Here is a 26,287-nt window from a genome sequence, read left to right on the forward strand (position 1 = left end):
AGCAAACGGTCTCAACTTTACAAAATAATTTTTAGGTTAATGTCGGTAAGTCAATTTTTGGCAACTCCACTTCTCATGCTGCTTACCGACATGATCAATTTTTCTTATCCAGTTGTTATCCACAAAAACTATCAGATTTGTACACTTGATAAAATCGCACATTAACATTATCTTGTTATTAGATTCTTAACAAACTACTACATATAGTGGTCATCACAAATATAATATACAAGTCTCATGATTGTTCATCATGAGCTTTTTTACGTTTGGGAGACTCTATTTTGTAACTCAACCAAGGTGTACTTGCTCATGAACCAGAGTCTGTTAGTCACAAAACGTGATGGACATAAAGAACGCATTGACCTCGACAAAATCCATAAAGTTATTACATGGGCGGCGGAAGGTCTTAGTAACGTATCAGTTTCACAGGTGGAGTTACGTTCTCAGATTCAGTTTTATGATGGGATCAGAACTTCTGATATTCACGAAACGATGATTAAAGCCGCTGCTGACTTAATCACCGGTGAAACACCAGATTACCAATACCTTGCTGCACGTTTAGCAATTTTTAACCTGCGCAAAAAAGCCTATGGCCAATTTGAGCCACCAAAATTATATGCCCACGTAAAACATCTGGTTGAGATGGGTAAATATGATAAGCATTTGCTGGAAGACTACTCTGAAGCAGATTTCGAGCAAATGGATGGTTTTATTGACCACTGGCGTGATATGAATTTCTCCTACGCAGCTGTTAAGCAGTTAGAAGGGAAATATTTAGTTCAAAACCGTGTCACCGGTGAAATCTACGAAAGCGCCCAGTTTTTATATATTCTGGTTGCGGCATGCTTGTTTTCTCATTACCCACAAGCAACCCGTTTAGATTACATCCGTCGTTTCTATGATGCGGTATCAACATTCAAAATTTCTTTACCTACGCCAATTATGGCGGGGGTACGTACACCGACACGTCAATTCAGCTCTTGTGTTCTGATTGAATGCGGTGACAGCCTTGATTCTATCAACGCAACCTCAAGTGCTATCGTGAAATATGTGTCTCAGCGTGCCGGTATCGGTATCAACGCGGGTCGCATCCGTGCACTGGGTAGCCCAATCCGTGGTGGTGAAGCCTTCCACACTGGCTGTATCCCATTCTATAAGCATTTCCAAACTGCGGTGAAATCTTGCTCTCAAGGTGGCGTACGTGGTGGTGCAGCGACCCTGTTCTACCCTATCTGGCACTTAGAAGTAGAGAGTTTATTAGTACTGAAAAACAACCGTGGTGTTGAAGGGAACCGTGTTCGCCATATGGACTACGGTGTACAGCTCAACAAATTAATGTACGAGCGCCTGATCAAAAACCAAGATATCACCCTGTTCAGCCCGTCTGATGTTCCGGGCTTATATGACGCGTTCTTCGCCGATCAAGACGAATTCGAACGCTTATACGTACAATATGAGCAAGATGAGAAAATCCGTAAATCCAGCGTGAAAGCGGTAGAATTATTCTCATTAATGATGCAAGAACGTGCATCCACAGGCCGTATTTATATTCAGAACGTTGACCACTGCAACACCCACAGCCCGTTTGATCCGCAGGTTGCCCCTGTTCGTCAATCCAACCTGTGTCTGGAAATTGCACTGCCAACTAAACCATTAAATAACGTCAATGACGAAAATGGTGAAATTGCCCTGTGTACGCTGTCTGCGTTTAACTTAGGTGCCATTGAAAGCCTCGATGAGTTAGAAGAGCTTGCTATCTTAGCGGTTCGTGCATTAGACGCACTATTAGACTACCAAGATTACCCAATCCCTGCAGCGAAGAAAGGCTCCATGGGTCGTCGTACTCTGGGTATTGGTGTGATTAACTACGCTTACTACTTAGCGAAACACGGTGTTCGTTACTCCGATGGTAGCGCCAACAACCTGACACACAAAACGTTCGAAGCGATTCAATATTACTTATTGAAAGCCTCAAATGAATTAGCGAAAGAGCAAGGCGCTTGCCCATGGTTCAATGAAACCACCTATGCACAAGGCGTGTTACCTATCGACACTTACAAACGTGAGCTCGATAAATTAACTGACGAACCACTGCATTATGATTGGGAAGCTCTGCGTAACGATATTAAACAATACGGTCTGCGCAACTCAACACTGTCTGCATTAATGCCATCAGAGACCTCGTCTCAGATTTCGAACGCGACCAATGGTATCGAACCACCACGCGGCTATATCAGCATTAAAGCATCAAAAGACGGTATCCTGCGCCAAGTGGTACCGGATTACGAAAACCTGAAAGGTGCTTACGAGCTATTATGGCAAATGCCTTCCAATAGCGGCTATTTGCAGTTAGTTGGGATCATGCAGAAGTTTATCGACCAGTCGATTTCTTCGAACACAAACTATGACCCAACCCGTTTCCCGAATGGCAAAGTGCCAATGAATCAACTGTTAAAAGATTTATTGTTAGCCTATAAGTTTGGTGTGAAAACACTTTACTACCACAACACCCGTGATGGTGCTGAAGATGTTCAGGGGGATCTGGAAGAGGTTGTTGAAACCGCAGATTCTGATTGTGAAGGCGGAGCTTGTAAAATTTAATAGGGATGGTTATGTCACATTCATACACGATTTTTTCTCAAAAAAAGAATAACCAGCTGCTGGAGCCGATGTTTTTCGGCCAGCCTGTGAACGTTGCCCGTTTTGATCAGCAAAAATACCCTATTTTTGAAAAACTGATTGAAAAGCAACTCTCATTCTTCTGGCGCCCAGAAGAAGTTGACGTGGCGCGCGACCGTATTGATTACAATGCGCTGCCTGATCATGAGAAACACATTTTTATCAGTAACCTGAAATACCAAACGCTGCTCGACTCTATTCAAGGTCGCAGCCCTAACGTGGCATTTTTGCCACTGATTTCAATCCCAGAATTAGAGACTTGGGTTGAAACTTGGTCATTCTCGGAAACTATTCACTCACGTTCATACACGCATATTATTCGTAATATCGTGAATGACCCGGCGATTATCTTTGACGATATCGTTGAGAATGAAGAAATTCTGAAGCGTGCAAAAGATATTTCTGAGTACTACGACACGCTGATCGAAATGACCAACTATTATCATATGTTTGGTGAAGGGACGCATACACTGGGTGGTAAACAAGTCACCGTTTCACTGCGTGCACTGAAAAAGCAACTTTATTTATGCTTAATGAGCGTTAACGCCCTTGAAGCAATTCGTTTCTACGTCAGCTTCGCGTGCTCTTTCGCCTTTGCTGAGCGCGAATTGATGGAAGGTAATGCAAAAATCATCAAGCTAATTGCTCGCGATGAAGCGCTGCACTTAACAGGGACTCAGCATATGCTGAACCTGTTACGCTCTGGTCAAGACGACCCTGAGATGGCAGAGATTGCCGCTGAGTGTGAAGATGAATGCTATCGCCTGTTTGTAGATGCGGCAGAACAAGAAAAAGAGTGGGCTGAATATCTGTTCAGCGAAGGCTCTATGATTGGTCTGAACAAAGATATTCTGTGCCAATATGTGGAATATATCACCAACATTCGTATGCAAGCGGTTGGTCTGAAATTACCATTTGAAGCGCGTTCTAACCCTATTCCATGGATCAACGCATGGTTAGTGTCTGACAACGTTCAAGTGGCGCCACAAGAAGTGGAAGTCAGCTCTTATTTAGTCGGTCAGATTGACGCTGAAGTTAACACCGATGATTTGAGTGATTTCGAACTGTAATTATGGCAAGTCATAAAATCACCCTGCGTCTTACGCAGGGTGTGCAAGTCCCCTACCACACGGATGTTCACACCAGTTTATTGGACGCCCTTGAAGATAGCCGAGTGCCTGTCGAATACCAATGCCGAGAAGGCTACTGTGGCTCTTGCCGCGTAACATTATTAAAGGGAAAGGTTGGATACAAACGTAAACCGATCGCTTTTGTTCAAGAGGGTGAGATATTACCCTGTTGCTGCCATCCGCTTTCCGATATTGAAATCGAGTAGCCGCGCGAGTAATACTGTATATCTAACAATAAAAAGCGATTGCTTTGATAACTCAAGCAATCGCTTTTTGCTTATAAACTTTTACTTATAAAATCATACCTAAAATAATTCAGGTTGCAGGTAGGTAGCTAACACCCCTGCAATTTGAAGTATGAAGGGTATTTTTATAGATAACCGTACATCGCAGCAAATACCCAACCAAACACACAGGATACACCCACCCCGATTAAGCCCGGCAGAATAAAGCTATGGTTGATAACAAACTTACCAATGCGCGTGGTTCCAGAACGGTCAAACTGAATTGCCGCAAGGTCGCTTGGATACGTTGGCAGGATATAGTAACCATAACAGGCTGGTGCAGAAGCAATGATATACGCAGGGTCAACACCAATACCCAGAGCGATTGGCACTACTGCCGCTAATGCCGCCGCCTGTGAGTTCACAAATTTAGATACTAACAGTAAAACAACCGCATACGCCCAAGGGAAATCTTTGACTAATGAACCTAAAGTGCCTTTGATTTCATCCATATGAGCACCGAACATGGTTTCTGCCATCCACGCGATACCATATACCGCCACGATAGCAATCATCCCTGAACGGAATACTTCGTTTTTAGAAATCTGTCCTGGATTGGTTTTACAAATGATAATGATCAGCGCACCCGCTAATAACATGAACATCTGGATCACTAATACCATCGATAACGGCTTACCGTTAATTAATGGTCTGAGCTCAGAAAATGCGCCCAGCAATGCCACCACAACGATAGATGCTAAGAAAATCCACATTGCTACCCAGTTAATTTTAGGCAGCTTTTTATCCAGTAGCGTAACCGTCTCACCATAAACATAGTCATGGTTTTCAGGCACAGAGATAAACTCTTGGAATACTGGGTCTTTATCCAGATCTTTACCGCGGAACCAGCTAAAGATACCAATCGCTAAGATACCAATTAAGGTAGATGGAATGGTGATTGCCAATAAATCTAAAAATTCCAGTGATTTACCGTTGATAGATACGCCATTTAACATCGCGACTAAAGAGACAACGGCCACAGACACAGGGCTGGCAATAATCCCCATTTGCGCCCCGATACTACTCGCCGCCATTGGTCTTTCAGGACGAATATTATTCTTGATCGCTGCATCGTAAATGATTGGCAAAATGGTATACACCACATGCCCGGTACCACACAAAATGGTTAAAATACAGGTAACGAAAGGTGCAACAATAGAAATGTATTTTGGATTTTTACGCAGTAAACGTTCTGCGATTTGTAGCATAACGTCCAAACCGCCTGATGCTTGTAAGGTTGCTGATGCTGCAACAACAGCAATGATAACAAGCATAACGTCTACAGGCGGTTTTCCTGGAGGTAAACCAAAGCCAAAGACAAGTATAACTAGGCCAACACCACCTAGCAGCCCGAGCGCCATACCCCCTTTTCTTGCTCCGTAGAACAAGCAGACAAGAATAATGGCAAGTTGAATCATAAAGTCCATAGGTCCATCCTTTATTTATAGGTTTCCCTTATTATCCAGATGGTCTTAACGTATTAATTTGATTTATATTAATTTAAAAAACAATATTGTTTTATTTTCATTCCTAATATTTTGCCCTCATCACAAAATTCCCCTTTAGTTGCTGCCATAATGTTCAGTTAAATAATATAATGAGTAAAATCAATCCAATAAACCCCATTTTTTAACATTTAAACCCCACCGCGGTTACCCTTTCTATCATTCTTTAACATCATTTCACATATCGTTATCAACACTTCCTTTAGGGCAAACATTAAAGAATCTTTTATCTTATTTAGACTGTTAATATATATTTACACTCACTGTAATTCAGATTTGACAGAGTAATCGCAATCGCATAATCTGCTTAAATTATTAATAACCCGAATTCAATCAGAGGAATTTGTGAAGAATCGTACCCTTGGCAGTATTTTGATCGTGGCAGGAACAACAATTGGTGCAGGAATGCTAGCAATGCCGCTAGCGGCAGCGGGTGTTGGCTTCACTGGAATAGTATGTTTGTTAATAGGTTTATGGATGCTAATGAGTTATACCTCATTACTACTGGTCGAAGTTTATCAGCATAATCCTGCCAATATGGGTCTCGGTAGTGTTGCGAAAAAGTACCTCGGCCCCGTTGGTCAAATTGTCACGGGTTTGAGTATGTTATTGCTGATGTATGCTCTGACAACTGCCTATATTGGCGGAGCTGGAGTGCTTATCTCTGATAGCCTATCCTCTTGGTGGGGGATCACCGTTTCGACTCAAACAGCCATTATTATGTTCACTATTGTTGGTGGTGCTGTGGTCTGTGTGGGAACACACTCTGTTGATTTTATTAACCGTATTCTTTTTACTGCTAAGACGATTTTCTTAGTGATCATGCTTGCCGTTATGATGCCTCATGCCGAGGCGGTTAACCTAAGCACAATGCCTCTCGAAAAAGGCCTTATACTCGCCGCGGTTCCCGTGATTTTTACCTCTTTTGGGTTCCATGGAAGCGTACCGAGTTTAGTCAATTACATGAATGGTGATGTACGCAAGCTGCGTATCATTTTCATTACAGGGAGTGCAATTCCTCTGGTTGCCTACATTTTATGGCAAATTGCGACTCTCGGCGCTATCCCATCAAATACATTTATGGGGATCCTTGCTCAATCATCCGGTTTAAATGGGTTATTAACTGCTATCCGTGATGTAGTTGCCACTCCACGCGTGAATATGGCCGTGGCCCTGTTTATGGATTTAGCGTTGGCGACTTCGTTCTTAGGTGTGGCTTTAGGTTTATTTGATTACCTTGCAGACTTATTTAAGCGCAGCAATGATTTTATTGGTCGCGCACAAACCACGCTGCTGACCTTCGTACCACCGTTACTTGCCGCCCTATTCTTTAGTAGCTTTGTACAGGCATTAACTTACGCCGCTGTCGCATTATCAGTCCTAGCATTAATCATACCGGCACTGTTAACCATGCGCGTACGCAAGTTAGAAGCCAATGGCATTTACCGCGTCAAAGGCGGCACCCCAATCCTCACTTTAGTTCTGCTGTGCGGTATCGCGGTCATCGCCATCCAATTCGCCATCGTGGCCGGCTTCCTACCAAACGTAGGTTAATCCCAAGAATTTCATTCATAAAAAAAACACCCCAAATTGGGGTGTTTTTCTTGGCGTTTTTTGATGTTTTTTTTGAAAAACTATCACTGCCATTTTTCAAAATAGTTCATGTTGTAGCTAGGCGGCAAACGCGCTAATCCCTAGGAGCATACACAAGTATGTGACTAGGGTTAGCAAGAGCAGCCAACAACGCTACAGCGTGAAATATGAAGAAAAATTAAAAGGATAAGCCGGCGCCCACATACCAACCATCTGCAAGTTTCTCATTACGATCATCATGCGCGCCTTTCATCTCAATCAGACGATAACCCGCATCAACCGACAGCGGTTTAAACACGGTGTAACGCGCACCTGCTTTCGCTTCCATGTAGGATTTGCTGCCTGAAGTCAGTGATTCTGGTGCGCCATACGCTTCACCGTAGAAACTTAATGATGGCAGTGCTTGCCAGCTTAAGCCGCCGCCTAATGCAGCCGCTGCACCATCTGAACCATCTTCAGGAGATAAATACAGTGCTTTACCGCCAACATAGGCATTAATTGGACCTAATGGCAGGCCGAACGTTGCACCTAGGCTACCTAGCTGACCATTGTGATCGCTGCGCGCCCATGAGCCATTAAATGCTAAACCAGAACCTTGAGTACCAAAACCACCGCTTAATTCGGTAAAGTGCTCACCTGCGCTGAAATCAGCAGAAATTGCTTGAGCAGCACCCATATAAAATGCAGAGGTCGCTGCAACAGCTAAAAGAACTTTGCGCATTATCATTTCCTTTATTATTAAAAATTAAAGTATCGTGACGATGTTACGTGATTTAGTGCACGTACTCAGTCTTTTTTGCTTAAATTTACGTTAGAACACCGTTTAACGCACAATAAGTGAAATTCATCAGTGATTTACTTCAATTTAATTCTTCATTTCCTGACTAAACTTCTTACTATGATTACAGTGATTGGTCAGAGCGATTAGATAATTAATTCTTTGCTTATTATACTGTTCATCAAGTTTATTATAGAGATGAAGTGATATTCTACAAATATTCATCCAGTTAGTTACTTTTGTGTAGTCTATAAATCTAATAGCTTGGGAGTATTGTGATGAAAAAAAGAGGTCTAACTACCGCTTCAGGCGCACCTGTAGTGGATAACAATAACGTGATGACTGCGGGCAAACGTGGCCCGATGCTGTTGCAAGATGTTTGGTTTTTGGAAAAGCTCGCCCACTTCGATCGTGAAGTGATCCCAGAGCGCCGTATGCACGCTAAGGGTTCAGGCGCATTCGGTACTTTCACGGTCACCCATGACATTACCCGCTATACCCGTGCTAAATTATTCAGTGAAATTGGCAAAAAAACTGATTTATTTGTCCGCTTCTCCACCGTAGCAGGTGAACGTGGTGCCGCTGATGCCGAGCGCGATATTCGTGGTTTTGCCATGAAATTTTATACCGAAGAAGGTAACTGGGATATGGTGGGCAACAACACCCCTGTATTCTATCTGCGTGACCCGCTGAAATTTCCAGACTTAAACCACGTCGTTAAACGCTGCCCTTACACCAATATGCGTAGTGCAGCCTATAAATGGGATTTCTTCTCTCATTTACCTGAAGCACTGCATCAATTAACCATTGATGTGAGCGACCGTGGATTACCAAAAAGCTATCGCTTTATGCATGGCTTTGGTAGCCATACCTATAGCTTTATCAATGCGAATAACGAACGTTTTTGGGTGAAATTCCACTTCCGTAGCCAGCAAGGTATCGAAAACCTTATGGATGACGAAGCAGAAGCGCTGATTGGTAAAGATCGTGAAAGCTCTCAACGTGACCTGTTCGATGCTATCCAACGTAAAGAATATCCTCGCTGGAACTTACAGATTCAGATCATGCCAGAAAAAGAGGCGTCAACCGTCCCTTATAACCCATTTGATCTAACCAAAGTGTGGCCACACAAAGATTATCCATTGATTGATGTGGGATATTTTGAACTGAACCGTAACCCAGATAACTATTTCTCAGATGTGGAACAAGCGGCATTTAGCCCTGCGAATATCGTTCCGGGAATTGGGTTCTCTCCAGACAAAATGCTGCAAGGCCGCTTATTCTCTTACGGGGATACTCAGCGTTACCGTTTAGGTATTAACCACTATCAAATTCCGGTGAATGCGCCGCGCTGCCCATTCCACAATTATCATCGTGATGGTGCAATGCGCGTTGATGGCAATAGCAGCAATACCGTAACCTATGAGCCAAACAGCGCAGGTATGTTCCAAGAACAACCGGACTACAGCGAACCGCCATTATCCATCGAAGGTGCGGCTGATCACTGGAATCACCGTGAAGATGAAGATTACTTCAGCCAGCCTCGTGCACTGTATGAATTACTGGACGATGCCGAACACCAACGTATGTTCCAACGTTTAGCGGGCGAGTTGATTGAAGCGTCAGAAGAGACGCAAAAACGTCAAATCGAGTTGTTTAAGAAAGTGCACCCAGAATATGGTGCGGGTGTTGAAAAAGCGTTGAATGCACTGAAATAAACAAGCATTTCCTGTTATAACCAAGCGCTAGAGCTTTCTAGCGCTTTTTATCTATTCCTTAATTCATTCCGCGTTTAATTCATCACTGTCTTTGTGTTAACACCCACTGCTTCACCTGCTTGCGAGACACTTTAATCCCCCCAGCTTTCAATTCAGGATCTAAACGATAAAATGCCATTGGGAATTGATACGGGGCTAATTTATCTTTTAGCCAATCCGCCAGCATGTTTAAATCCATTGATTCATCCTCGTCAATAACTGCCACCGGGCGCTGCCCAAATTGCACATCATCAACAGGAACAACAAAGCTTTGGTGCACATCAGGGTAAGCATTGATCACCGCTTCAATATCTTCCGGCTGCACACACTCCCCACCACTGATAAACAGATTATCCAAACGGCCTAAAACCTGATATTCACCATCAATAAAGGCGCCTTTGTCATTGGTTTTAAACCAGCCATCCACTAAATTTAAAGGGTGTAATTGCCCATCAAACCAATACCCTAAGGATTGGCTGTCCGACTGAATTTGAATTTCATCATCCACCAGCCGTACTTGTTTACCCGTTAACGGAAGCCCCACGCCTTTCTTACCATCTGTACGTTTAGCACACACGGTTGACGCCATTTCCGTCATCCCATAACCGCTCCAGCATACAATACCGCGCTGCTCGGCTAGCGCCGTTAAACTGGTAGGGATCATGGCCCCACCCAACAACACTTCTTTCAACGAAATATTTAATGGCATCTCGTCATTCAGTAACCGCCATAGCTGAGTCGGCACTAATGATGCATGGGTGACACCCTGTAATGCCTCTGGCAATGGTGTAGAACGAATGGCAAGTTTTGCACCGCTCAGTAACCAACGCCATACAATTCCTTGCCCTGAAACGTGAAATAATGGCAACGAGAGTAACCAGCAATCCTCTTGCTGATAATTCATGGCATTCAGTACGCCAGCCGCACTGTTCAAGTGAGCCGAAACACTGTGAACTGCCGCTTTAGGTAACCCTGTTGAACCTGAAGTTAAAATTAACGTTGCAGGTTGCTCAGCGATTTTCTGAAAACTCACCGAAGGGAAATCATCATATTCAATAAAATGATAATAAAGCTGGTGATCCAAATGGCGATAATCCGCTAACGCGTTCTGCTCATCGGTAAAATCAATCACTGCACCAATATCAAGATGCGGTAATAATTCATTTAATAGCCGCTCAGGAAGGCGAGGATTGAGAGGCAAAACTTTCGCCCCACAAGCTAACAATGCCAATTGACTGAGTAGCAGTTCGACGGAGTTTTTACCGCGCAAAGCGACACATAGCCCTTCTTGCACACCTTGCATCGTAAAGTAAGTGACTAAATCGGCAATCTGCTGATTTAACGCCGCCCACGTTACCGATTCGGTATCCGTAAAAAGTGCGATGTTATTTGGTTGAAGACTGGCCCAATGCTGCCAAGGCCAGTCGGTAAAGCGGCTAGACGATGATGCTAACTCTGCCATACAACGGTCAGCTCATCTAACTGTTGAACAGGAATTTGGCATTGTGGCCAAGGCCTCACTAACTGAGATTGGATCAGTGAAACCGTATCTAAACCAGGGATGGTGTTCGGTGTTAACCAATTTGCGACCCGTGCCAATTGGGTTAAACCAAAGCTACTTTCGATGGAGGAACTGATCACGGCTTGCATCCCTAACTGATGAGCTTGTTCCACCAAACTACGGCAATAACTCAAGCTGCCCGTTAAGGTCGGCTTAATGATAATCGCCGCCACACCCGGCTGTGCTTCAACTTTGAAGCCTTCTTCACGCACACTTTCATCCCATGCGATAGCGATGCCAGTCTCCGCGGAAAATTGCAAAGATTCCTCACGGGTTTTACATGGCTCTTCAAGGAACGCAATTCGTGCACGGTAATCTGGATTCACATATTTAGCAAAGCCATCTGCTTTTGCTCGAGTCCAGCTACGGTTAGCATCTAAACGCAGCTTTAGCTCAGGCACCGCTTCCAATAATAAGTTTGCCACCATGCCATCACGTACCGCTTCGTAGAGCCCCACTTTCACTTTGGCGACTTTTTCCCCGTCCATGGCATCGAGACTTAGGATCAGGTCATCAGGGTCACCGCTGCATAATGGCGCTTTACGATAATCCGCTTGTTGTGGAAGCTCACCGGTCAGCTCTGCTAATGCACAGCTACAGCCAAAGGCAACTGAAGGTAAATGGCTTGGCGTCATTGTGCCTTCATTCACCCATTCATTTAGCCATGCGATGGTGTCTGCGGTTGCTTCTTCCAAGGTTTCACGGCTAAATTCTGGCAGAGGTGAAATTTCCCCCCAGCCTTCGCTATCCCCATATTGTAAACACACCAAAAGCCCATCACGGGTTTTTAGTCGTTGATAGCGAAGGATAACGCCTGCCTCCATCGGCAGGCTGAACGAGTAAAGTTTGGCTTTTCTCATTATGGGTTACGCTTATATTTAGAGAAATCTGGCGCACGTTTTTCGTTGAATGCGTTACGCCCTTCTTGACCTTCATCCGTCATATAGAACAGCATCGTTGCGTTACCCGCTAGCTCTTGCAGACCCGCTTGACCATCACAATCAGCGTTCAGTGCTGCTTTCAAGCAACGTAATGCCATTGGGCTGTTTTCCAGCATTTCACGGCACCAGCGTACGGTTTCTTTTTCTAAGTCAGCATAAGGGACAACGGTGTTTACCAGACCCATGTCTAACGCTTCTTGGGCATTGTATTGACGACACAGGAACCAAATTTCACGGGCTTTCTTTTGACCGACGATACGCGCCATATAAGATGCGCCCCAACCGCCATCAAACGAGCCAACTTTAGGGCCGGTTTGACCGAAAATCGCGTTATCGGCTGCGATAGTCAAATCACACATCATATGTAAAACGTGACCGCCACCGATAGAGAAACCAGCAACCATTGCCACGACAGGTTTTGGACAGGTACGAATTTGACGTTGGAAATCTAATACGTTCAGATGGTGCGTACCGCTTTCATCGCGATACCCGCCGTAGTCACCACGGATTTTTTGGTCACCACCTGCACAGAAGGCTTTTTCGCCTTCACCCGTTAGGATGATAGTTCCGATATGGTCGTCATAACGCGCGTCTGACAATGCTTGGATCATCTCTTTCACGGTTTGAGGACGGAATGCATTGCGCACTTCAGGGCGGTTAATGGTAATTTTAGCAATCCCTTCTGGGGATTTGTGATATCGAATATCGTCAAAACCTTCTGAGCAATCTTGCCACTCAATCGGTGCGTACAGTTTTTCTTCGCTTGGATAAATCATTATCAAGTTCCTTTAACCACAGTGTGATAAAAAATAGTGAAGTGCAGCTGCATAATGTTGGGGATTTTCCCGATGCGCATTATGCCCTGCATTCTCAATTAGCGTAAACGGCAATGCATATTGTTGCGAAACGCCTCGAAATTTTTGGTCTTTCTCACCGCAAAAATAGCAGTAAGGGACCGATAATTGCTTTAGTGACTCAACTAAAAATGGTTGTTTGGATAGCGACGTATTTTCCAGCATATCAGCAACCGCCAATGGGTTATTTTGACCTCGGAGTGCTACCAGCTTTTCACGTTGGGCAAGAGTAAGGTCGGCAAAAACCGCTTGTTGGTACCAGTCATTCAAAACCTGTTCGATAGGCTGATGTCGAAAACGTTCTGCCCAGCGATGGTCGTTATCCGCACGCGCAATACGTTCTTGTTCACTCTGTAAACCGACGTTGCCCCCCTCTATCACCAAGCCTTGTAGCCCTTTATGAGCGCTAAAGCAGGCAAAGTGCATCGCTAAGCGTGCACCGAGCGAATAGCCAATCAACACAAATTGTGAAGCCGAGTAATGCGCTAACAGCTGAGTCAGTTGCTTGTCAAAATCTATAAAGCCTTGGCAATCGATGCGGTGTGAATCACCATGCCCCGGCAAATCGACCACTAAACGCGGATAATTGGGGCAAGCCGCAACAATCGATGACCAATCATCGTGACTACCTAATAAACCATGAAGGAAAACTAACCACGGTGTTTTTCCGCCGTTGGCAGGCTGTTCCTGACTCGGATAATAGTGCGCCGCTAGCACGGTAAACTTTCCACGTCTTGCAGTAGCTGTTTGAGTGTTCGGGCACCTTCATCCCCATCAACCACTAACTCAATCAGCAGTGTACCGTGTTGCTTGAGCCAGAATTCTTGCACTGTCTCTTTTAAGCTCGACCAATCTGTTGGCGCGCAGTATTGCAGACCAAACATCATCGCCGCACCTTCAAAGCTCACATTTTGTGGCATGCAATAATAGTTTTGGCGAGCTTCAGGGGAAGTTGGCAGCATCGAGAAAATTTGTCCGCCATTATTGTTTACTATAATCAATACGCTAGGAGCTGAAGGTTCACGCAACAATGCCAAACTGTTTAAGTCATACAAGGCAGAGATATCCCCGACGATACCAAGTGTTGGCTTCGCTGTTGCTCGCTGTACGCCAGCCATCGTCGAGATCAACCCATCGATACCACTGGCGCCACGGTTACTAAATACCGGGTAACCCGCAGGCAATTGAGCCAGTGCATCAATTAAACGCACAATTAAGCTATTCCCCACGAAAAGTTGCCCGCGAGGCGGGAGAAGCTCAGGGAGTTGATGCGCTACCGCAGCTTCAGAAAACTGGTTTTGCAGCTGAGTTTGAACATGTCGCAAGGTACGATTTGTTAAGTCCATTAAGCCTTCGCACCATGTACCGCGCGGTTGAGCTTGATGTTGCTCTATCCACCCTTTTACGCTGCAAGTGAGCTTACGGCCCTGATGGCTGGCAGGATCTAAACGCCCAGGGATGGTATCAATTATCCAGTACTCTTGAGGATGACACTGGCTTTGCCACTGTAATGCGCGTTTTCCTGTTATGCTGGAGCCAAATTGAACCACTAATTCTGCTTCATCTAACCACGCTTTGGCGTTTGGGTGCTGTAACCATAAATCAGCACATGGATAAGGTTGTCCAGTCTGAGAGAGCACATCACCGATAACTGGCCAGCCAAGTTCTGCAGCCCATTTTGCAACAAGCTCGCCATCACTGCTGCTCATACGCCCAGCGATAACGACCCCTTTTTTCTGGCGCCAAAAATACCAATCCGCCACCAATGCGACTGTGTGAGTCGGAGGTTCACTTAGCCACGGGTGAGACGATTGCCACCAATCACCTAAACTCGCTTGCCACTCAGTTTCCCCTTCCGTTTCACCATATAATGGTTCAGCAAAAGGACAGTTCACATGAAATGCACCATGGCGTAACTGATTCATACCGTTATCTAGCGCAGAAACCAACCATTTCGCTGAAATATCGCGAGTAGGTCTTGGTAACATGAGATTTTCAAACGGATGACTAGCAAAAATATGGGTTTGGCGAATAGCCTGATTAGCACCACAGTCAATTAATTCTGGTGGCCTATCTGCCGTAAGGAAAATGACTTTTTCCCCCGTTAATCCGGCTTCTATCAATGAGGGATACAGGTTAGCGACCGCCGTACCAGAGGTGACAATCACGCCAACAGGTTCGCCACTCGCTTTCGCAAGCCCAAGAGCAAGATGGCCTAATCCGCGCTCATCAAAGTGCGTATGGCAATGAAGTTTTGCATTATTTGCAGCAGCTAACGTTAACGGCGTGGAGCGAGAGCCGGGAGCAATACAGATATTTTTCATTCCGTGGCGGGCTAGCGCCTCAATAATTACCTCAGCCCAACGGAGATTAAATGCTGAATTCGACATAATGTGCTCGGTAAATTATTCATGATGCTGAGTGTAATAGGATTGAGAAAAATTTCTTGATCTCAAAACAATTTTTCATGAACTAATTGAAAATAAAAAAGAAATAACCATTTTAGCTATAGGGTTTTTAGCCTGTTTTTCATTGTGCTTGGTTTTTCATTGCGTTTTCAGTAAGGATTTTAGCCCAGCCGCTTTGTTTTCAATTTCTTCCCACTCTTGCTCGGGATCTGAACCGCTCACAATCCCTGCGCCTGAATAGAGGGAAATTTGGGCGCCATCAATTTGAGCACAACGCAGCGAAACCGCAAACTCACTGCGATTTAAACTGATAAAGCCACCTGTTCCAGCATACCACCCACGAGAAAATGGCTCGTGCTCAGCAAGGAATTCACGGGCAACGCGACGGGGTAAACCACATACCGCCGCTGTCGGTTGTAAACGCTGCAAACAGTCACTGTCTGAAGGCGCTAGCAGCGTTGCTGCAATAGAGCGATATAAATGTTGGATTTTTCTCAGTCGGATCACCTTCGCGGGTGAAACATCAATACCTGTTACTGCACCTTGTAATTGCTGACAAATATCATCAACCACCACTAAATTTTCATGCTGGTTTTTACTGTCTTCCATTAACCATTTGGCATTTTCAGCCGCAATCGAATCATCGACATGGTTCGCAACCGTGCCAGCTAATGCTTCAGAGTTAAGTTGAGTACCTTGGCGCAAGTAAAGACGCTCTGGCGTCGATGACATAAAGCCGGAATGCGCACTAAACGCCATCATAAAATGGTAGCAATGGTGATTCACTTTTTGGCTAGCGGATAGAAACTCCGCCACAGTTATAGGCTGAGATAGAGACAATTTGGTTTCCCGTGCCATCACCACCTTTTCCATTTTGCCTGCGCGCATATCGTGAATTGCCCCAGTGAGTAACGCACACCATTCATCATGATCGGGAATATGCTGCTGCCCAATGATTTGAGTGGATAATGGGGATACATCGTTCGATACCGAATTTAGCTGCCGTACAAAGGCAATTGCGGCTTGGAGATCCTCAGCACCATCAATGTTTAGCGCAACAGTCACCGTTGAGCGCAAGCGGAAGATTTCTAATCGAGGTAGAAAATAGAATGCGGATTCTCGCTTAAGGGTTTCACTGATACCTTCACCCACACCATTCCAACCATTTAGCCCCCATAATCGCATATCAGGAATTTCAGTATGCTCCGAGATAAATTGCTCAGCATCCGTGATCGCATTAAATGATTTTACTGTGCCTAAAGCACTGCATTCCTCGGAACCAGTACGATGATACCAATAGAACTGAGGGTAGCTATCTTGAGACGATAACCACGCTAATCCCGGAAACGCCTCTTTTGCGTCCATCTTCCACGCTAAGCGGATATATTCGTTAGAATTGAGTACTAATGTAGACAAATGGGTCAGAATTTCAGCTAATAATTTATCAATTTTTGTTTTTGTCACTTTAGATTCCCACTGCACATCACAACGACATCGATTTACTTATAATTATTATATATCGCAATGTAATTTATTAATACATTCATTATTAATAGCACAAGATGTTTAAAAAACCGTCAGGTAAAAATCAAAAATGATACGCTTACGACATGTGCACGTTTTCGAAATCATGTCATATCAAGCTGTTAAATAAGAGCTTATACCCTTCTTATTTGTATAAATTGACTATCAAGTTACGAATTAAATATAAAATATTAATAATTCACCTTATAAACTATTTTTATTCTCTAATTGATTCTAGATATTGAATTCTAATTAAGACTAATTTCTTATTATTTAAAAACCATAACATTCACTTAGAAACTCAGTGACGGCTCTATATCTAGATTTGAAAATGGTAATTTATGTAATAGATAAATATTTAAAACTACAACCAATGAGTTATTTTTTAGCGCTGATTTTCATTTTTTAATATCAACATAAGCTCTACGTTTCTAGTAGGTTATGCGTTATAACTTTGAACGTGATAAGCCTATTGTTTATTACTATTAAAAACTTATAACGATAAAAATTTCACAGTAAATCGAAATTCATCATCATTAGAATCTTATAACTATTAAAAACGAAACGTAAATCGATAAATTAATCATCTAAGTAATAAGATAATTAGCTCTCTAACTTTATCATTCCATCTTTATTTAATTAATTGGAAATCCAGAATGAATACTCAGCTTAACTATGACCGAATTATTGAAAAGGAAAACATTGGCGATGCAACATTGGCATTATTAACCAATCAAGATTCCTTATCCGCAAGATCCGCAGGTATATTCACCCTTGAAGATTTAATTAATATTCACCGGCACGTCCAGTTTGCTTTAACCCTTCCCACTAAAGAAATTGATATTTTCAAATGGTTCGGTATTAATGATGAAAATGATTCATTACTGCCAGCTAATGAGTTAACTGAGATAATCCTGAGTATTCGTAAACACGCCAACACCTGGGATAATGTTGAGCTCAAAGTGAAAGAGCAATCTATCGATTTATCTTTAACCAGTCGTAATATCATACAAACTGGCGCCCAAATTCTTGAATATATTAACCATATGCCGATTATTCAAAAAATCTCAGACAGTTTAGAAGATTTATCGGAGAGTGATTTAAATCAGATTACATACCAAAACGACGACCAACAAATTGCCACCGAGCTTTTAAGTATTCTGCATTTAATAAAAGGAGATATAAAACAGCAATCAATTAAAACCATTCAAATTAAAAACACAGTCTCAGATTTTCGATCTCATATTACCGGTGGATATCTTTCAGACTATACCCATGTAGATTCATTACTCTTCACAATAAAAGGACTATATCAACAATTAGAATCTAACGAGGACCCCAGCAATAACGAGTCATTCTATAAAGAACTTATCGCCTTTAAGAAAAATGAACTACACCAATTAGAGCAGGAGTATAACCACTTTGTTAAGCTTTGTTTTACAGGACTTGCTGGAGGCATTATTGGTTTAGTGATTACAAGCAGTATTTTTGGCGTAAAAGCAGAAAGCATCCGAGATAGGAAGAATAAGTTAATTAAAGAAATCGAAGAAATAAATCACAAATTGCATCAAGAAGAGCTACTACAGAAAACTATCTTTGATATTCAAATTAATTTGCAAAAAATTGAAGGCTTATTTAAAGATGCACGCCTCGCTATTGACCACTTAGATTATATGTGGCTCGTGATCCTCACAGAGGTTAAACAATCTATTGATATATTTGCAAGGATAAACAATGCAGAAAAACTGATCCGGTTTATCACGCAATTCAAACGTATCATCACATCTTGGACTTCTATTCAAGATTATTCAGTTCATTTGATTAAGCTATTTGATGAGCTACAAATCAATGAAAAAAACTCACAATAAAAGGCGTTAATATGCATGATAACCTCGATTTACCTATGTTACCCTCCATTGACATCTACCAATTAAGGTGTATTTCAAATAGCATTAGTTCTTTTAATAAAAATATCCTTAACTATGATTATATTATCTATGGTCGAATTCAAAAAATCGCAATTAAGATTGAAAGGCTCAATGAACTGATTAGAAATTCCGTTCCTATTCTAAAAATTAAATTGAATTATATTATTAAAAATGATGATTATGCATTGCTATCGTCTGAAAATAGTGATGATTTATCAGATATGCGCCGAAAGATTGCGATTACAGGCTTTGTAGATGACTTAATGGATGTCAAATTCGAACTTGAAAAACTTATTTCAAAAACACGCTATACATTAGAATCATTATTGGTTTTTCATTTAAATGAGCCAAACAAACTAAAGCTTTCACAATATACCAAACAAAAAGAGTTTCTTGTGAACTCTAAAAATAGTAAGCAATCCAAGGTTAATGAATTAAATAACAATCTCTCTGTAATCCTTGCAGCGGAAGATATTATATTAAAACATAAAATTACAGATTTCTTTGACCGCTATTTTCAAGGAAAAGAGCTTATCGATTCTATTGATATCCAACCCAATAAAAAAGATATTCTGAAAGCAGCTATTAGTTATATCCGTAACTTATTAACGATGGTGGATGATGGGCTCGAATTTAGTCAACTTGTTGATGTAAGAATCTATATCAGTGACCAAATTATTGAAGCGCGAGAAGAGATAAATACGATGGATAATAATATATTTCGACTCTCGCAGCTCATGAGCTATGCCAATGATATCAATCAAATAGAAGTCCACAAACAGACCATTATCACTCAATCTAGTGCTTTAAAATCTTATTGGGAATCTTGGTGTGGGTTTATGAGTGAGAAAGTCTCTGAGGAGTGTTTGAATTTCAGTCAAATTAAGACCGTTAGCCAAATGCTAATGACCTATTTGAACGATATTGAGTATCAATATCAACGACAATTACCAGATTAAAAAAAGCCCCGTTACTGTTAAGTAGCGGGGCTTTTATCGGAACTGATTTGTTTACTCTAAACGAGTTATCTATCTAAACTTAGTTAAGAGATGGCAGTGTTGATGTTGCAATATCAATAATCGGTTGTGGCCACAGACCAAACACGATAACCGCTATCGCACACAGCGCCGCAAACACAGTTCCCAACGTCATTTTTTGTGGGCCAGTATAACGGTCTGCATGTTCTGCATCACGGCTATACAAGCTCGCCATAAAGCGCAAGTAGTAGAATAATCCAAGTGCACTACCTACCACAACAGCCCCTGTTAACCACCACAATTGTGCGTAAACGGCCGAAAGAATGGCATAGAACTTACCAATGAACCCAAGCGTAATTGGAATACCCGCTAGAGATAACATCATCACTGTCATCACCATTGCCAAGACTGGCTTGTGCCAGAATAAGCCGCGGAATGCACTGAAGTCATCTTGGTCATCACCACGGTATGGGCTCGAAATCACGCTAACCACACCAAATGCACCCAAGCTCGCTAATAAATAGCTCACCAGGTAGATAGCAATAGTGACTTGTGCCAATTGAGCATCCACACGCATTGCCACTAACGTAACCAGTAAGTAACCCATATGGGCGATAGATGAGTAACCAAGCAGACGCTTAGCGCTCTTCTGAGTCAATGCCAGTAAGTTACCAAACAAGATTGACGCAATTGCAATCACACCAACAACAGCTAATAACGTATCTGTTTGCGCGATACCATCAACATGTGTAATCGGTGCTTCTAAGAAGATACGAACCAATACCGCAAAGATAGCGATTTTACTGCCGGTTGCTAAGAAAGCGGCAACAGGCGCAGGCGCACCTTGATAAACGTCTGGTGTCCATAATTGGAATGGGAACAACGATAATTTAAAGCCGAAGCCCACAATCATCATGCCTAAACCAACTAAAATTAGAGGCGCGTGAATGCTGCTATTCGCTAAGCTTTGACCGACTACGCTGAAGCTTAAGCTACCTGATTCTGCGTATAATAAAGCGATACCAAACAGCAGGAATGAAGACGCGGCTGCGGATAACACCATATACTTGATACCCGCTTCCAAAGTACGGCTGCGCTCAAAGGTATAAGCAACCAAACCAAACAGTGGGATAGAGATCAATTCGATACCGATGAACATCGAAGCCATATGGTTCGACATTCCCAGCAGAACGCCACCCGTTACCGCAATGCTCAATAAGAGGTAAAACTCTTCTTTGTTATCATTAAAGCCTTCTAACCAATGATAAGCAAAAATAGCGGTACCCATACCTGCGATCAGAACCAGTCCTGAGTAGAACAGAGCAAAACCATCAACTAACAGCAGTGAAGTCACTGCTCTTGGCAGTAATGCTTCCTCGCCCACCGGTGTAGGAATGGCATAGCCATTAACCCAAATCAGTGAAACAAATGTCAGGAGAAAGCCAACAACCGTTATTGCGGCACTGGTTAAATGATCTCGCCGCCACGCAATTGACAGCATCACAATCACTGCGGTCAATCCGGAAAGGATTAACGGCAGCATTGCTAACAATTCTAAAGTTGTTATTGTCATGGCGAATTACTACCCTTGTGTTGAAAGTGAAGCAGAATACAGGTTATGCAGTGTTTCCATCGAACCCGCAGACGTATCTAAGATAGGTTGTGGGTAGAAACCAATGATAACCAATAAAGCCGCCAGAACCAGTAAAACACCAAACTCACGAGCCGTTAGCCCTTTCAGTTCAGTTTCTGATTTCGGCGTTCCGTAGTAAGTCTGCTGCATCATCCATAGTGCATAGATAGAGGCAAACACCACACCAAACACCATAATGCAGGTCACTAATGTGAATTGGCTGAAGCTACCGAAGAAGATCATGAATTCGCCGATAAAGTTACCTGTGCCCGGCATACCTAAAGTTGCTGCGGCAAAGAACAAGGATAAACCCGGTAACCATTTGATACGTTTCCATAATCCACCCATCATACGCATATCACGGGTCTGAGTACGTTCGTACAACTGACCACTGATAATAATCAGCGCCGCACCCGACAGACCGTTAGTAATCATTTGCACCACAGCACCTTGATAGGCCAGTGTTGATGCTGCGTAGATAGCCACAGTCACAAAGCCCATGTGGGACAAGCTACTGTACGCCGCTAAACGTTTAATATCCGTCTGTTTGAATGCTAACCATGCACCGTAGAAGATACTGATCACACCCAGCGTCATTGCCACTGGCGTGAATTGCAGTGAAGCTTCAGGAAACAGTGGCAGTACAAAACGTAATAAACCGTATGCGGCTGTTTTCAGCATGATACCGGAGATATCGACAGAACCCGCCGTTGGCGATTGTTCTTGGGTATCGGCCATCCAGCCGTGGAATGGCACTAATGGCATTTTTACTGCGAAAGCAATAAAGAAGCCCAGCATCAGTAAGAAACTAGCAGTACCTGACAACGCACTTTCAGTACCTAATAACGCGTTATAGTCGAATGTCAGTTCATTGAACGCAATCCAGTGAAGGATAACCAAGCCGACAATCGCCACCAGCATGATCAAACCGCTGACTTGCGTATAGATAAAGAATTTTGTCGCTGCCTTAACATGCTGACGGTTACCTGACCCTTTGTGTCCCCAATTCGCAATCAGGAAGTACATCGGGATCAACATCATCTCCCAGAAGAAGAAGAATAAGAACAGGTCAACCGCCGTAAAGATCCCCATTACACCTGCAATAATCCATAACAGGTTAAAGTGATAAGCACCTTGGTTCTCTTGCTGCTCGCTCCACGAACTGAGGATTGAAAACGCGCCCATGATGGCGGTTAACACCACCATCAACAGCGATAATCCATCAACCGCTAACGAGAAATTGATACCTAGCGCAGGGATCCATTCCGTTGAGTATGTGTTTTGCCACTCTGGAATACCTTGCGGGTTAACCAGCGAATAATCCCCTTGCGCCCAAAATAGTACCGCAAGGATAAGCGTGATCCCCATCGTCCCCAGCGCAACCCAACGAGGTGCGCGGTGACTGAATCGGTCAGCCTGCCAGCTTAGCAGGGCACCGATAAAGGGAATAAGTATTAGCCAATATAATTGCATGGCGCAATGTGTCCCTTAATTAAACCAAAAGCAGCAGAGCAAGAATCAGCACTGCACCCAGCCCCAGAGAGGCAACATACCAACGGATCTGACCGTTTTCACTCACTGCTAGCCCTTTGTTTGCCCAACGTGAAAGATGTGCAGGGATATTCATCAGTGAGTTAATCGGATCGCTTTCGAGTAACCATGCAATCCCTTTGAAAGGTTTTACAAAAATTACATCATACAACCAGTCGAAGCCCCATGCGTGGTACCACCACGTTGAGAAGAAACGACCAATTGCTGTTTTCGCAATCGCATCAACGATAGAACGTCTAAACAGATAGAGGAACGTCGCAATCAACAGACCTGCGATAGCAAAACCACCCGAGATAGCTTCGATAAACAGTTTACCGTCTTCAGCTTCCATTGGTTTTGCAGGGAATACGCCCTCTAATGGCTGATGGATCATCGCACCCACGAAGGTTGCGAGAATTGCCAAAATAGCCAGTGGTACAGTGTGAGTGATGCCTTTAACTTTATGCGCTTTGATTTTTGCTTCACCGTGGAACACGATGAAAATCATACGGAAGGTGTAAATTGCGGTCATTAATGCACCGAGGATACCCGCCCATAACAGCACAGTTTGTCCATCCACTTTCGCGCCCCACAAGATGGCATCTTTACTGTAGAAACCAGAAGTAAACAGAGGCAACGCGGCCAATGCACTACCACCGATTAACATCACAATATAAACGAATGGAATTTGCTTACGCAGGCCACCCATCTTGAAGATGTTTTGCTCGTGATGACACGCGATGATCACCGAACCTGCGGACAGGAACAGTAATGCTTTGAAGAAGGCGTGAGTCATTAAGTGGAAAATTGCCGCATCCCATGCTTGTACGCCCAGGGCCAAGAACATGTAACCAATCTGGCTCATAGTTGAGTAAGCAAGAACGCGTTTGATATCCGTTTGAACCAGTGCTGCGAAACCTGCAAACAGCAATGTTACCGCACCCACAACACCCACTAAATGCAGAATGTCTGGGGTTAACAAGAATAATCCATGAGTACGCGCGATTAAGTACACACCCGCGGTAACCATGGTTGCGGCGTGGATCAGCGCAGAAACTGGGGTTGGACCCGCCATCGCATCGGCTAACCATGTTTGTAATGGCAGCTGAGCTGATTTACCGACCGCACCACCTAATAACATCAGCGTTGCCCAGTTCAGCATCGATAAGCCTTCCGGAGACAACTGAGTCGCACGTTGTGCCATTTCGCTGAAGTTTAAGGTGCCCAATTCGTTGTACAGGATAAACATGCCGATAGCCAAGAACACGTCACCGATACGGGTCACGAAGAAGGCTTTCATTGCCGCTTTACCGTTCTCTGGGTTGGTGTAATAGAAACCAATCAACAGATAACTGCACAGCCCTACCCCTTCCCAACCGAGATACATCAGCATCATGTTATCGGCCAGCACTAATACCACCATGCTCGCGATAAACAGGTTAGTGTAAGTGAAGAAACGTGAGTAACCTTCCTCGCCACGCATATACCAAGAGGCATACACATGAATAAGGAAGCCCACACCCGTTACCACACCTAACATGGTCAGTGAAAGACCATCAAGAGATAGGCTAAATGGGATAGTGAAATTACCCACAGACATCCAAGTCCATAACATTTGTGGATAAACATACCCAGCTTCATGAGTTAAAAACTCAGAGCCCGCATAAAATGCAACTAGAGCGGCCAGACCCACTGAGCCTGCACCGATAATCGCGGATACATTTTCTGACCAACGACCGCGGGAAAATGCGAGAAGCACAGACCCTAACAGCGGGAACAGAATCGTTAAATAGAGTAAGTTCATTCGCGCATCTCACTGACTTTATCAATGTTCAGGTTTTGACGATGACGATGGAGTTGCAGTAACAACGCCAATCCAATACTCGCCTCCGCTGCCGCCAGAGTGATTGCCAGAATATACATAATCTGACCATCTGGTTGCCCCCAAAAACTGCCTGCGACCACAAAGGCTAATGCCGTTGCGTTCACCATGATTTCCAGTCCGATCAGCATGAAAAGCAGGTTACGGCGAATAACAAGACAGCTCAGTCCCATTACAAAGATAATTGCCGCTAAAATCAGACCATGTTGAAGAGGTATCATTGTTTCTCCCCCGCATTACGGCTGTTGCTGACAAGATCAGCGCTGTTTTCTGAACGGTCACGACCCACGTGGAAGGCAACAACCAGACCCGCGAGTAATAATAACGATGCTAATTCAACGGCTAAGACGTAAGGACCAAACAAGCTGATACCCACTTCTTTCGCTGTGATAATCACACCTTCCGTTTTTTCTTGGTGAGAAAGGCTGGTGATCCCATACACTAAAATACCCAGTAAAACGGCAGATAACACTGCGGGACCAATCCACGTTTTCGGTGTTAACCAAGCGCGCTCTTGTTCTTGTACTGAGCGACCTAAGTTCAACATCATCACCACGAAAACAAACAGAACCATAATGGCGCCAGCGTAAACGATAATCTCCAATGCTCCGGCAAAATACGCACCGAGCGAGAAGAACACCATTGACAGTGCCAACAGAGAAACCACCAGATACAGTAGCGCATGCACTGGATTGGTATTAGTAATCACCCTCAAAGTTGCTAGAACAGCAACTAGACCGGCGATATAAAATGTAAATTCCATGAATATCGCTCCTTACGGCAACAGGTCTTTGACGTTGATAGGTTTCGCTTCGTTATCCGCTTCGCCTTTATCTTTACCTGCGATCGCCATACCTGATTTACGGTAAAAGTTATAATCAGGATATTTACCCGGCCCTGAAATCAACAGGTCGTTTTTCTCATAAACCAGATCCTGACGACGCCAATCTGCCATTTCGAAGTCTGGGGTCAATTGGATTGCCGTAGTTGGGCAAGCCTCTTCACACAGACCACAGAAAATGCAGCGAGAGAAGTTCACGCGGAAAAATTCGGGATACCAGCGTCCATCTTCGTGCTCGGCTTTTTGCAGTGAAATACATCCCACAGGGCAAGCAACCGCACACAAGTTACACGCAACACAACGCTCTTCACCATCAGGATCGCGCGTTAGCACGATGCGCCCACGGTAACGGGGTGGCAGATAAACCGGCTCTTCTGGGTACATTTGCGTTTCCCGTTTATCGAACGCATGTAGACCCACCATCCAAATACTGCGTACTTGGGTGGCGAAACCGACCAATAACTCTTTTAATGTCATGGTTC

The 26,287-nt window shown here is 43.7% G+C and carries 17 protein-coding genes and 4 pseudogenes; 7 read left to right on the plus strand and 14 right to left on the minus strand.

The features are described from left to right. Positions 1-309: 309 nt before the first annotated feature. The 3 genes from nrdA to yfaE are packed head-to-tail and all read left to right on the plus strand — an operon-like array spanning position 310 to position 4,015. Positions 310-2,601: a class 1a ribonucleoside-diphosphate reductase subunit alpha gene (gene nrdA / locus GKR74_RS05640; protein ID WP_154602862.1), complete on the plus strand. Its 2,292-nt coding sequence runs from the start codon at positions 310-312 to the stop codon at positions 2,599-2,601. 11 nt (positions 2,602-2,612) lie between these two features. Beyond that, complete coding sequence (gene nrdB, locus GKR74_RS05645; protein ID WP_036952796.1) at positions 2,613-3,749, plus strand: class Ia ribonucleoside-diphosphate reductase subunit beta; 1,137 nt, start codon at positions 2,613-2,615, stop codon at positions 3,747-3,749. Positions 3,750-3,751: 2 nt separating this feature from the next. Further along, positions 3,752-4,015: a class I ribonucleotide reductase maintenance protein YfaE gene (yfaE, locus tag GKR74_RS05650; RefSeq protein WP_154602863.1), complete on the plus strand. Its 264-nt coding sequence runs from the start codon at positions 3,752-3,754 to the stop codon at positions 4,013-4,015. A 164-nt stretch (positions 4,016-4,179) separates the two neighbouring features. Here yfaE and GKR74_RS05655 read toward each other — a convergent pair whose 3' ends face one another. Continuing rightward, entirely contained in the window at positions 4,180-5,520 is a 1,341-nt protein-coding gene (locus tag GKR74_RS05655) for an anaerobic C4-dicarboxylate transporter (RefSeq protein WP_154602864.1), read from the minus strand. Between the two features lie 423 nt (positions 5,521-5,943). Between GKR74_RS05655 and tyrP the strand changes: the two genes are divergently transcribed. Next, positions 5,944-7,152 (plus strand): tyrosine transporter TyrP, encoded by a 1,209-nt coding sequence (tyrP, locus tag GKR74_RS05660; protein WP_036952787.1) that lies wholly within the window; start codon positions 5,944-5,946, stop codon positions 7,150-7,152. Between the two features lie 217 nt (positions 7,153-7,369). Here tyrP and GKR74_RS05665 read toward each other — a convergent pair whose 3' ends face one another. Continuing rightward, positions 7,370-7,912, minus strand: a complete 543-nt coding sequence (locus GKR74_RS05665) for a YfaZ family outer membrane protein (protein WP_154602865.1) — start codon at positions 7,910-7,912, stop codon at positions 7,370-7,372. Positions 7,913-8,247: 335 nt separating this feature from the next. Between GKR74_RS05665 and GKR74_RS05670 the strand changes: the two genes are divergently transcribed. Continuing rightward, positions 8,248-9,687, plus strand: coding sequence for a catalase (locus GKR74_RS05670; RefSeq protein ID WP_154602866.1), 1,440 nt, complete (start codon positions 8,248-8,250; stop codon positions 9,685-9,687). 88 nt (positions 9,688-9,775) lie between these two features. On the opposite strand, the pseudogene menE reads toward GKR74_RS05670, so the two are convergent. The 6 genes and pseudogenes from menE to GKR74_RS05700 all read right to left on the minus strand — a co-directional run. Beyond that, positions 9,776-11,188, minus strand: a pseudogene (menE, locus tag GKR74_RS05675) (o-succinylbenzoate--CoA ligase); the annotation flags it as partial. Beyond that, positions 11,176-12,147, minus strand: coding sequence for an o-succinylbenzoate synthase (menC, locus tag GKR74_RS05680; protein ID WP_154602868.1), 972 nt, complete (start codon positions 12,145-12,147; stop codon positions 11,176-11,178). The gene menC and the pseudogene menE, both read right to left, overlap by 13 nt. Further along, on the minus strand, positions 12,147-13,004 hold the full coding sequence (gene menB / locus GKR74_RS05685) for a 1,4-dihydroxy-2-naphthoyl-CoA synthase (RefSeq protein ID WP_154602869.1): 858 nt from the start codon (positions 13,002-13,004) through the stop codon (positions 12,147-12,149). Before menB ends, menC begins: the two co-directional genes overlap by 1 nt. Before the next feature lie 12 nt (positions 13,005-13,016). Then, positions 13,017-13,799: a 2-succinyl-6-hydroxy-2,4-cyclohexadiene-1-carboxylate synthase gene (menH, locus tag GKR74_RS05690; protein WP_336431301.1), complete on the minus strand. Its 783-nt coding sequence runs from the start codon at positions 13,797-13,799 to the stop codon at positions 13,017-13,019. After that, positions 13,793-15,472, minus strand: a complete 1,680-nt coding sequence (gene menD / locus GKR74_RS05695; protein ID WP_154602870.1) for a 2-succinyl-5-enolpyruvyl-6-hydroxy-3-cyclohexene-1-carboxylic-acid synthase — start codon at positions 15,470-15,472, stop codon at positions 13,793-13,795. The genes menH and menD overlap by 7 nt, the downstream gene beginning before the upstream one ends. Before the next feature lie 162 nt (positions 15,473-15,634). Then, positions 15,635-16,954: pseudogene (locus GKR74_RS05700) on the minus strand (isochorismate synthase); the annotation flags it as partial. A 716-nt stretch (positions 16,955-17,670) separates the two neighbouring features. Between GKR74_RS05700 and GKR74_RS05705 the strand changes: the two are divergent. Then, entirely contained in the window at positions 17,671-18,882 is a 1,212-nt protein-coding gene (locus GKR74_RS05705; RefSeq protein ID WP_154602871.1) for an alpha-xenorhabdolysin family binary toxin subunit A, read from the plus strand. Positions 18,883-18,893: 11 nt separating this feature from the next. After that, on the plus strand, positions 18,894-19,901 hold the full coding sequence (locus tag GKR74_RS05710; protein ID WP_154602872.1) for an alpha-xenorhabdolysin family binary toxin subunit B: 1,008 nt from the start codon (positions 18,894-18,896) through the stop codon (positions 19,899-19,901). A gap of 79 nt (positions 19,902-19,980) precedes the next feature. Here the strand turns inward: GKR74_RS05710 and nuoN are convergent, their stop codons facing one another. From nuoN to nuoI, 6 genes and pseudogenes are all read right to left on the minus strand, one after another. Then, complete coding sequence (nuoN, locus tag GKR74_RS05715) at positions 19,981-21,492, minus strand: NADH-quinone oxidoreductase subunit NuoN (protein ID WP_154602873.1); 1,512 nt, start codon at positions 21,490-21,492, stop codon at positions 19,981-19,983. Between the two features lie 9 nt (positions 21,493-21,501). After that, on the minus strand, positions 21,502-23,025 hold the full coding sequence (gene nuoM / locus GKR74_RS05720) for an NADH-quinone oxidoreductase subunit M (RefSeq protein WP_154602874.1): 1,524 nt from the start codon (positions 23,023-23,025) through the stop codon (positions 21,502-21,504). A gap of 19 nt (positions 23,026-23,044) precedes the next feature. Then, positions 23,045-24,886 (minus strand): NADH-quinone oxidoreductase subunit L, encoded by a 1,842-nt coding sequence (nuoL, locus tag GKR74_RS05725; protein ID WP_154602875.1) that lies wholly within the window; start codon positions 24,884-24,886, stop codon positions 23,045-23,047. Further along, positions 24,868-25,185 (minus strand): annotated as a pseudogene (gene nuoK, locus GKR74_RS05730) (NADH-quinone oxidoreductase subunit NuoK). The gene nuoL and the pseudogene nuoK overlap by 19 nt, the downstream one beginning before the upstream one ends. Beyond that, positions 25,155-25,727, minus strand: a pseudogene (nuoJ, locus tag GKR74_RS05735) (NADH-quinone oxidoreductase subunit J). The pseudogenes nuoK and nuoJ overlap by 31 nt, the downstream one beginning before the upstream one ends. Positions 25,728-25,739: 12 nt before the next feature. After that, entirely contained in the window at positions 25,740-26,282 is a 543-nt protein-coding gene (gene nuoI / locus GKR74_RS05740) for an NADH-quinone oxidoreductase subunit NuoI (protein WP_004259834.1), read from the minus strand. Positions 26,283-26,287 lie beyond the last annotated feature (5 nt).

It is taken from the genome of Providencia sp. wls1914 (assembly GCF_009706645.1).
In the GTDB taxonomy this organism is placed as follows: domain Bacteria; phylum Pseudomonadota; class Gammaproteobacteria; order Enterobacterales; family Enterobacteriaceae; genus Providencia; species Providencia zhijiangensis.

What these genes read in the sequence shown, in the direction of transcription:
- GKR74_RS05670 (WP_154602866.1), top strand. Translation starts at nt 8,248, where the DNA reads ATGAAAAAAAGAGGTCTAACTACCGCTTCAGGCGCACCTGTAGTGGAT.
- GKR74_RS05665 (WP_154602865.1), bottom strand. Translation starts at nt 7,912, where the DNA reads ATGCGCAAAGTTCTTTTAGCTGTTGCAGCGACCTCTGCATTTTATATG.
- yfaE (WP_154602863.1), top strand. Translation starts at nt 3,752, where the DNA reads ATGGCAAGTCATAAAATCACCCTGCGTCTTACGCAGGGTGTGCAAGTC.
- nrdB (WP_036952796.1), top strand. Translation starts at nt 2,613, where the DNA reads ATGTCACATTCATACACGATTTTTTCTCAAAAAAAGAATAACCAGCTG.
- menC (WP_154602868.1), bottom strand. Translation starts at nt 12,147, where the DNA reads ATGAGAAAAGCCAAACTTTACTCGTTCAGCCTGCCGATGGAGGCAGGC.
- GKR74_RS05655 (WP_154602864.1), bottom strand. Translation starts at nt 5,520, where the DNA reads ATGGACTTTATGATTCAACTTGCCATTATTCTTGTCTGCTTGTTCTAC.
- nuoL (WP_154602875.1), bottom strand. Translation starts at nt 24,886, where the DNA reads ATGAACTTACTCTATTTAACGATTCTGTTCCCGCTGTTAGGGTCTGTG.
- GKR74_RS05705 (WP_154602871.1), top strand. Translation starts at nt 17,671, where the DNA reads ATGAATACTCAGCTTAACTATGACCGAATTATTGAAAAGGAAAACATT.
- nrdA (WP_154602862.1), top strand. Translation starts at nt 310, where the DNA reads ATGAACCAGAGTCTGTTAGTCACAAAACGTGATGGACATAAAGAACGC.
- GKR74_RS05710 (WP_154602872.1), top strand. Translation starts at nt 18,894, where the DNA reads ATGCATGATAACCTCGATTTACCTATGTTACCCTCCATTGACATCTAC.
- menB (WP_154602869.1), bottom strand. Translation starts at nt 13,004, where the DNA reads ATGATTTATCCAAGCGAAGAAAAACTGTACGCACCGATTGAGTGGCAA.
- nuoN (WP_154602873.1), bottom strand. Translation starts at nt 21,492, where the DNA reads ATGACAATAACAACTTTAGAATTGTTAGCAATGCTGCCGTTAATCCTT.
- menD (WP_154602870.1), bottom strand. Translation starts at nt 15,472, where the DNA reads ATGTCGAATTCAGCATTTAATCTCCGTTGGGCTGAGGTAATTATTGAG.
- nuoM (WP_154602874.1), bottom strand. Translation starts at nt 23,025, where the DNA reads ATGCAATTATATTGGCTAATACTTATTCCCTTTATCGGTGCCCTGCTA.
- nuoI (WP_004259834.1), bottom strand. Translation starts at nt 26,282, where the DNA reads ATGACATTAAAAGAGTTATTGGTCGGTTTCGCCACCCAAGTACGCAGT.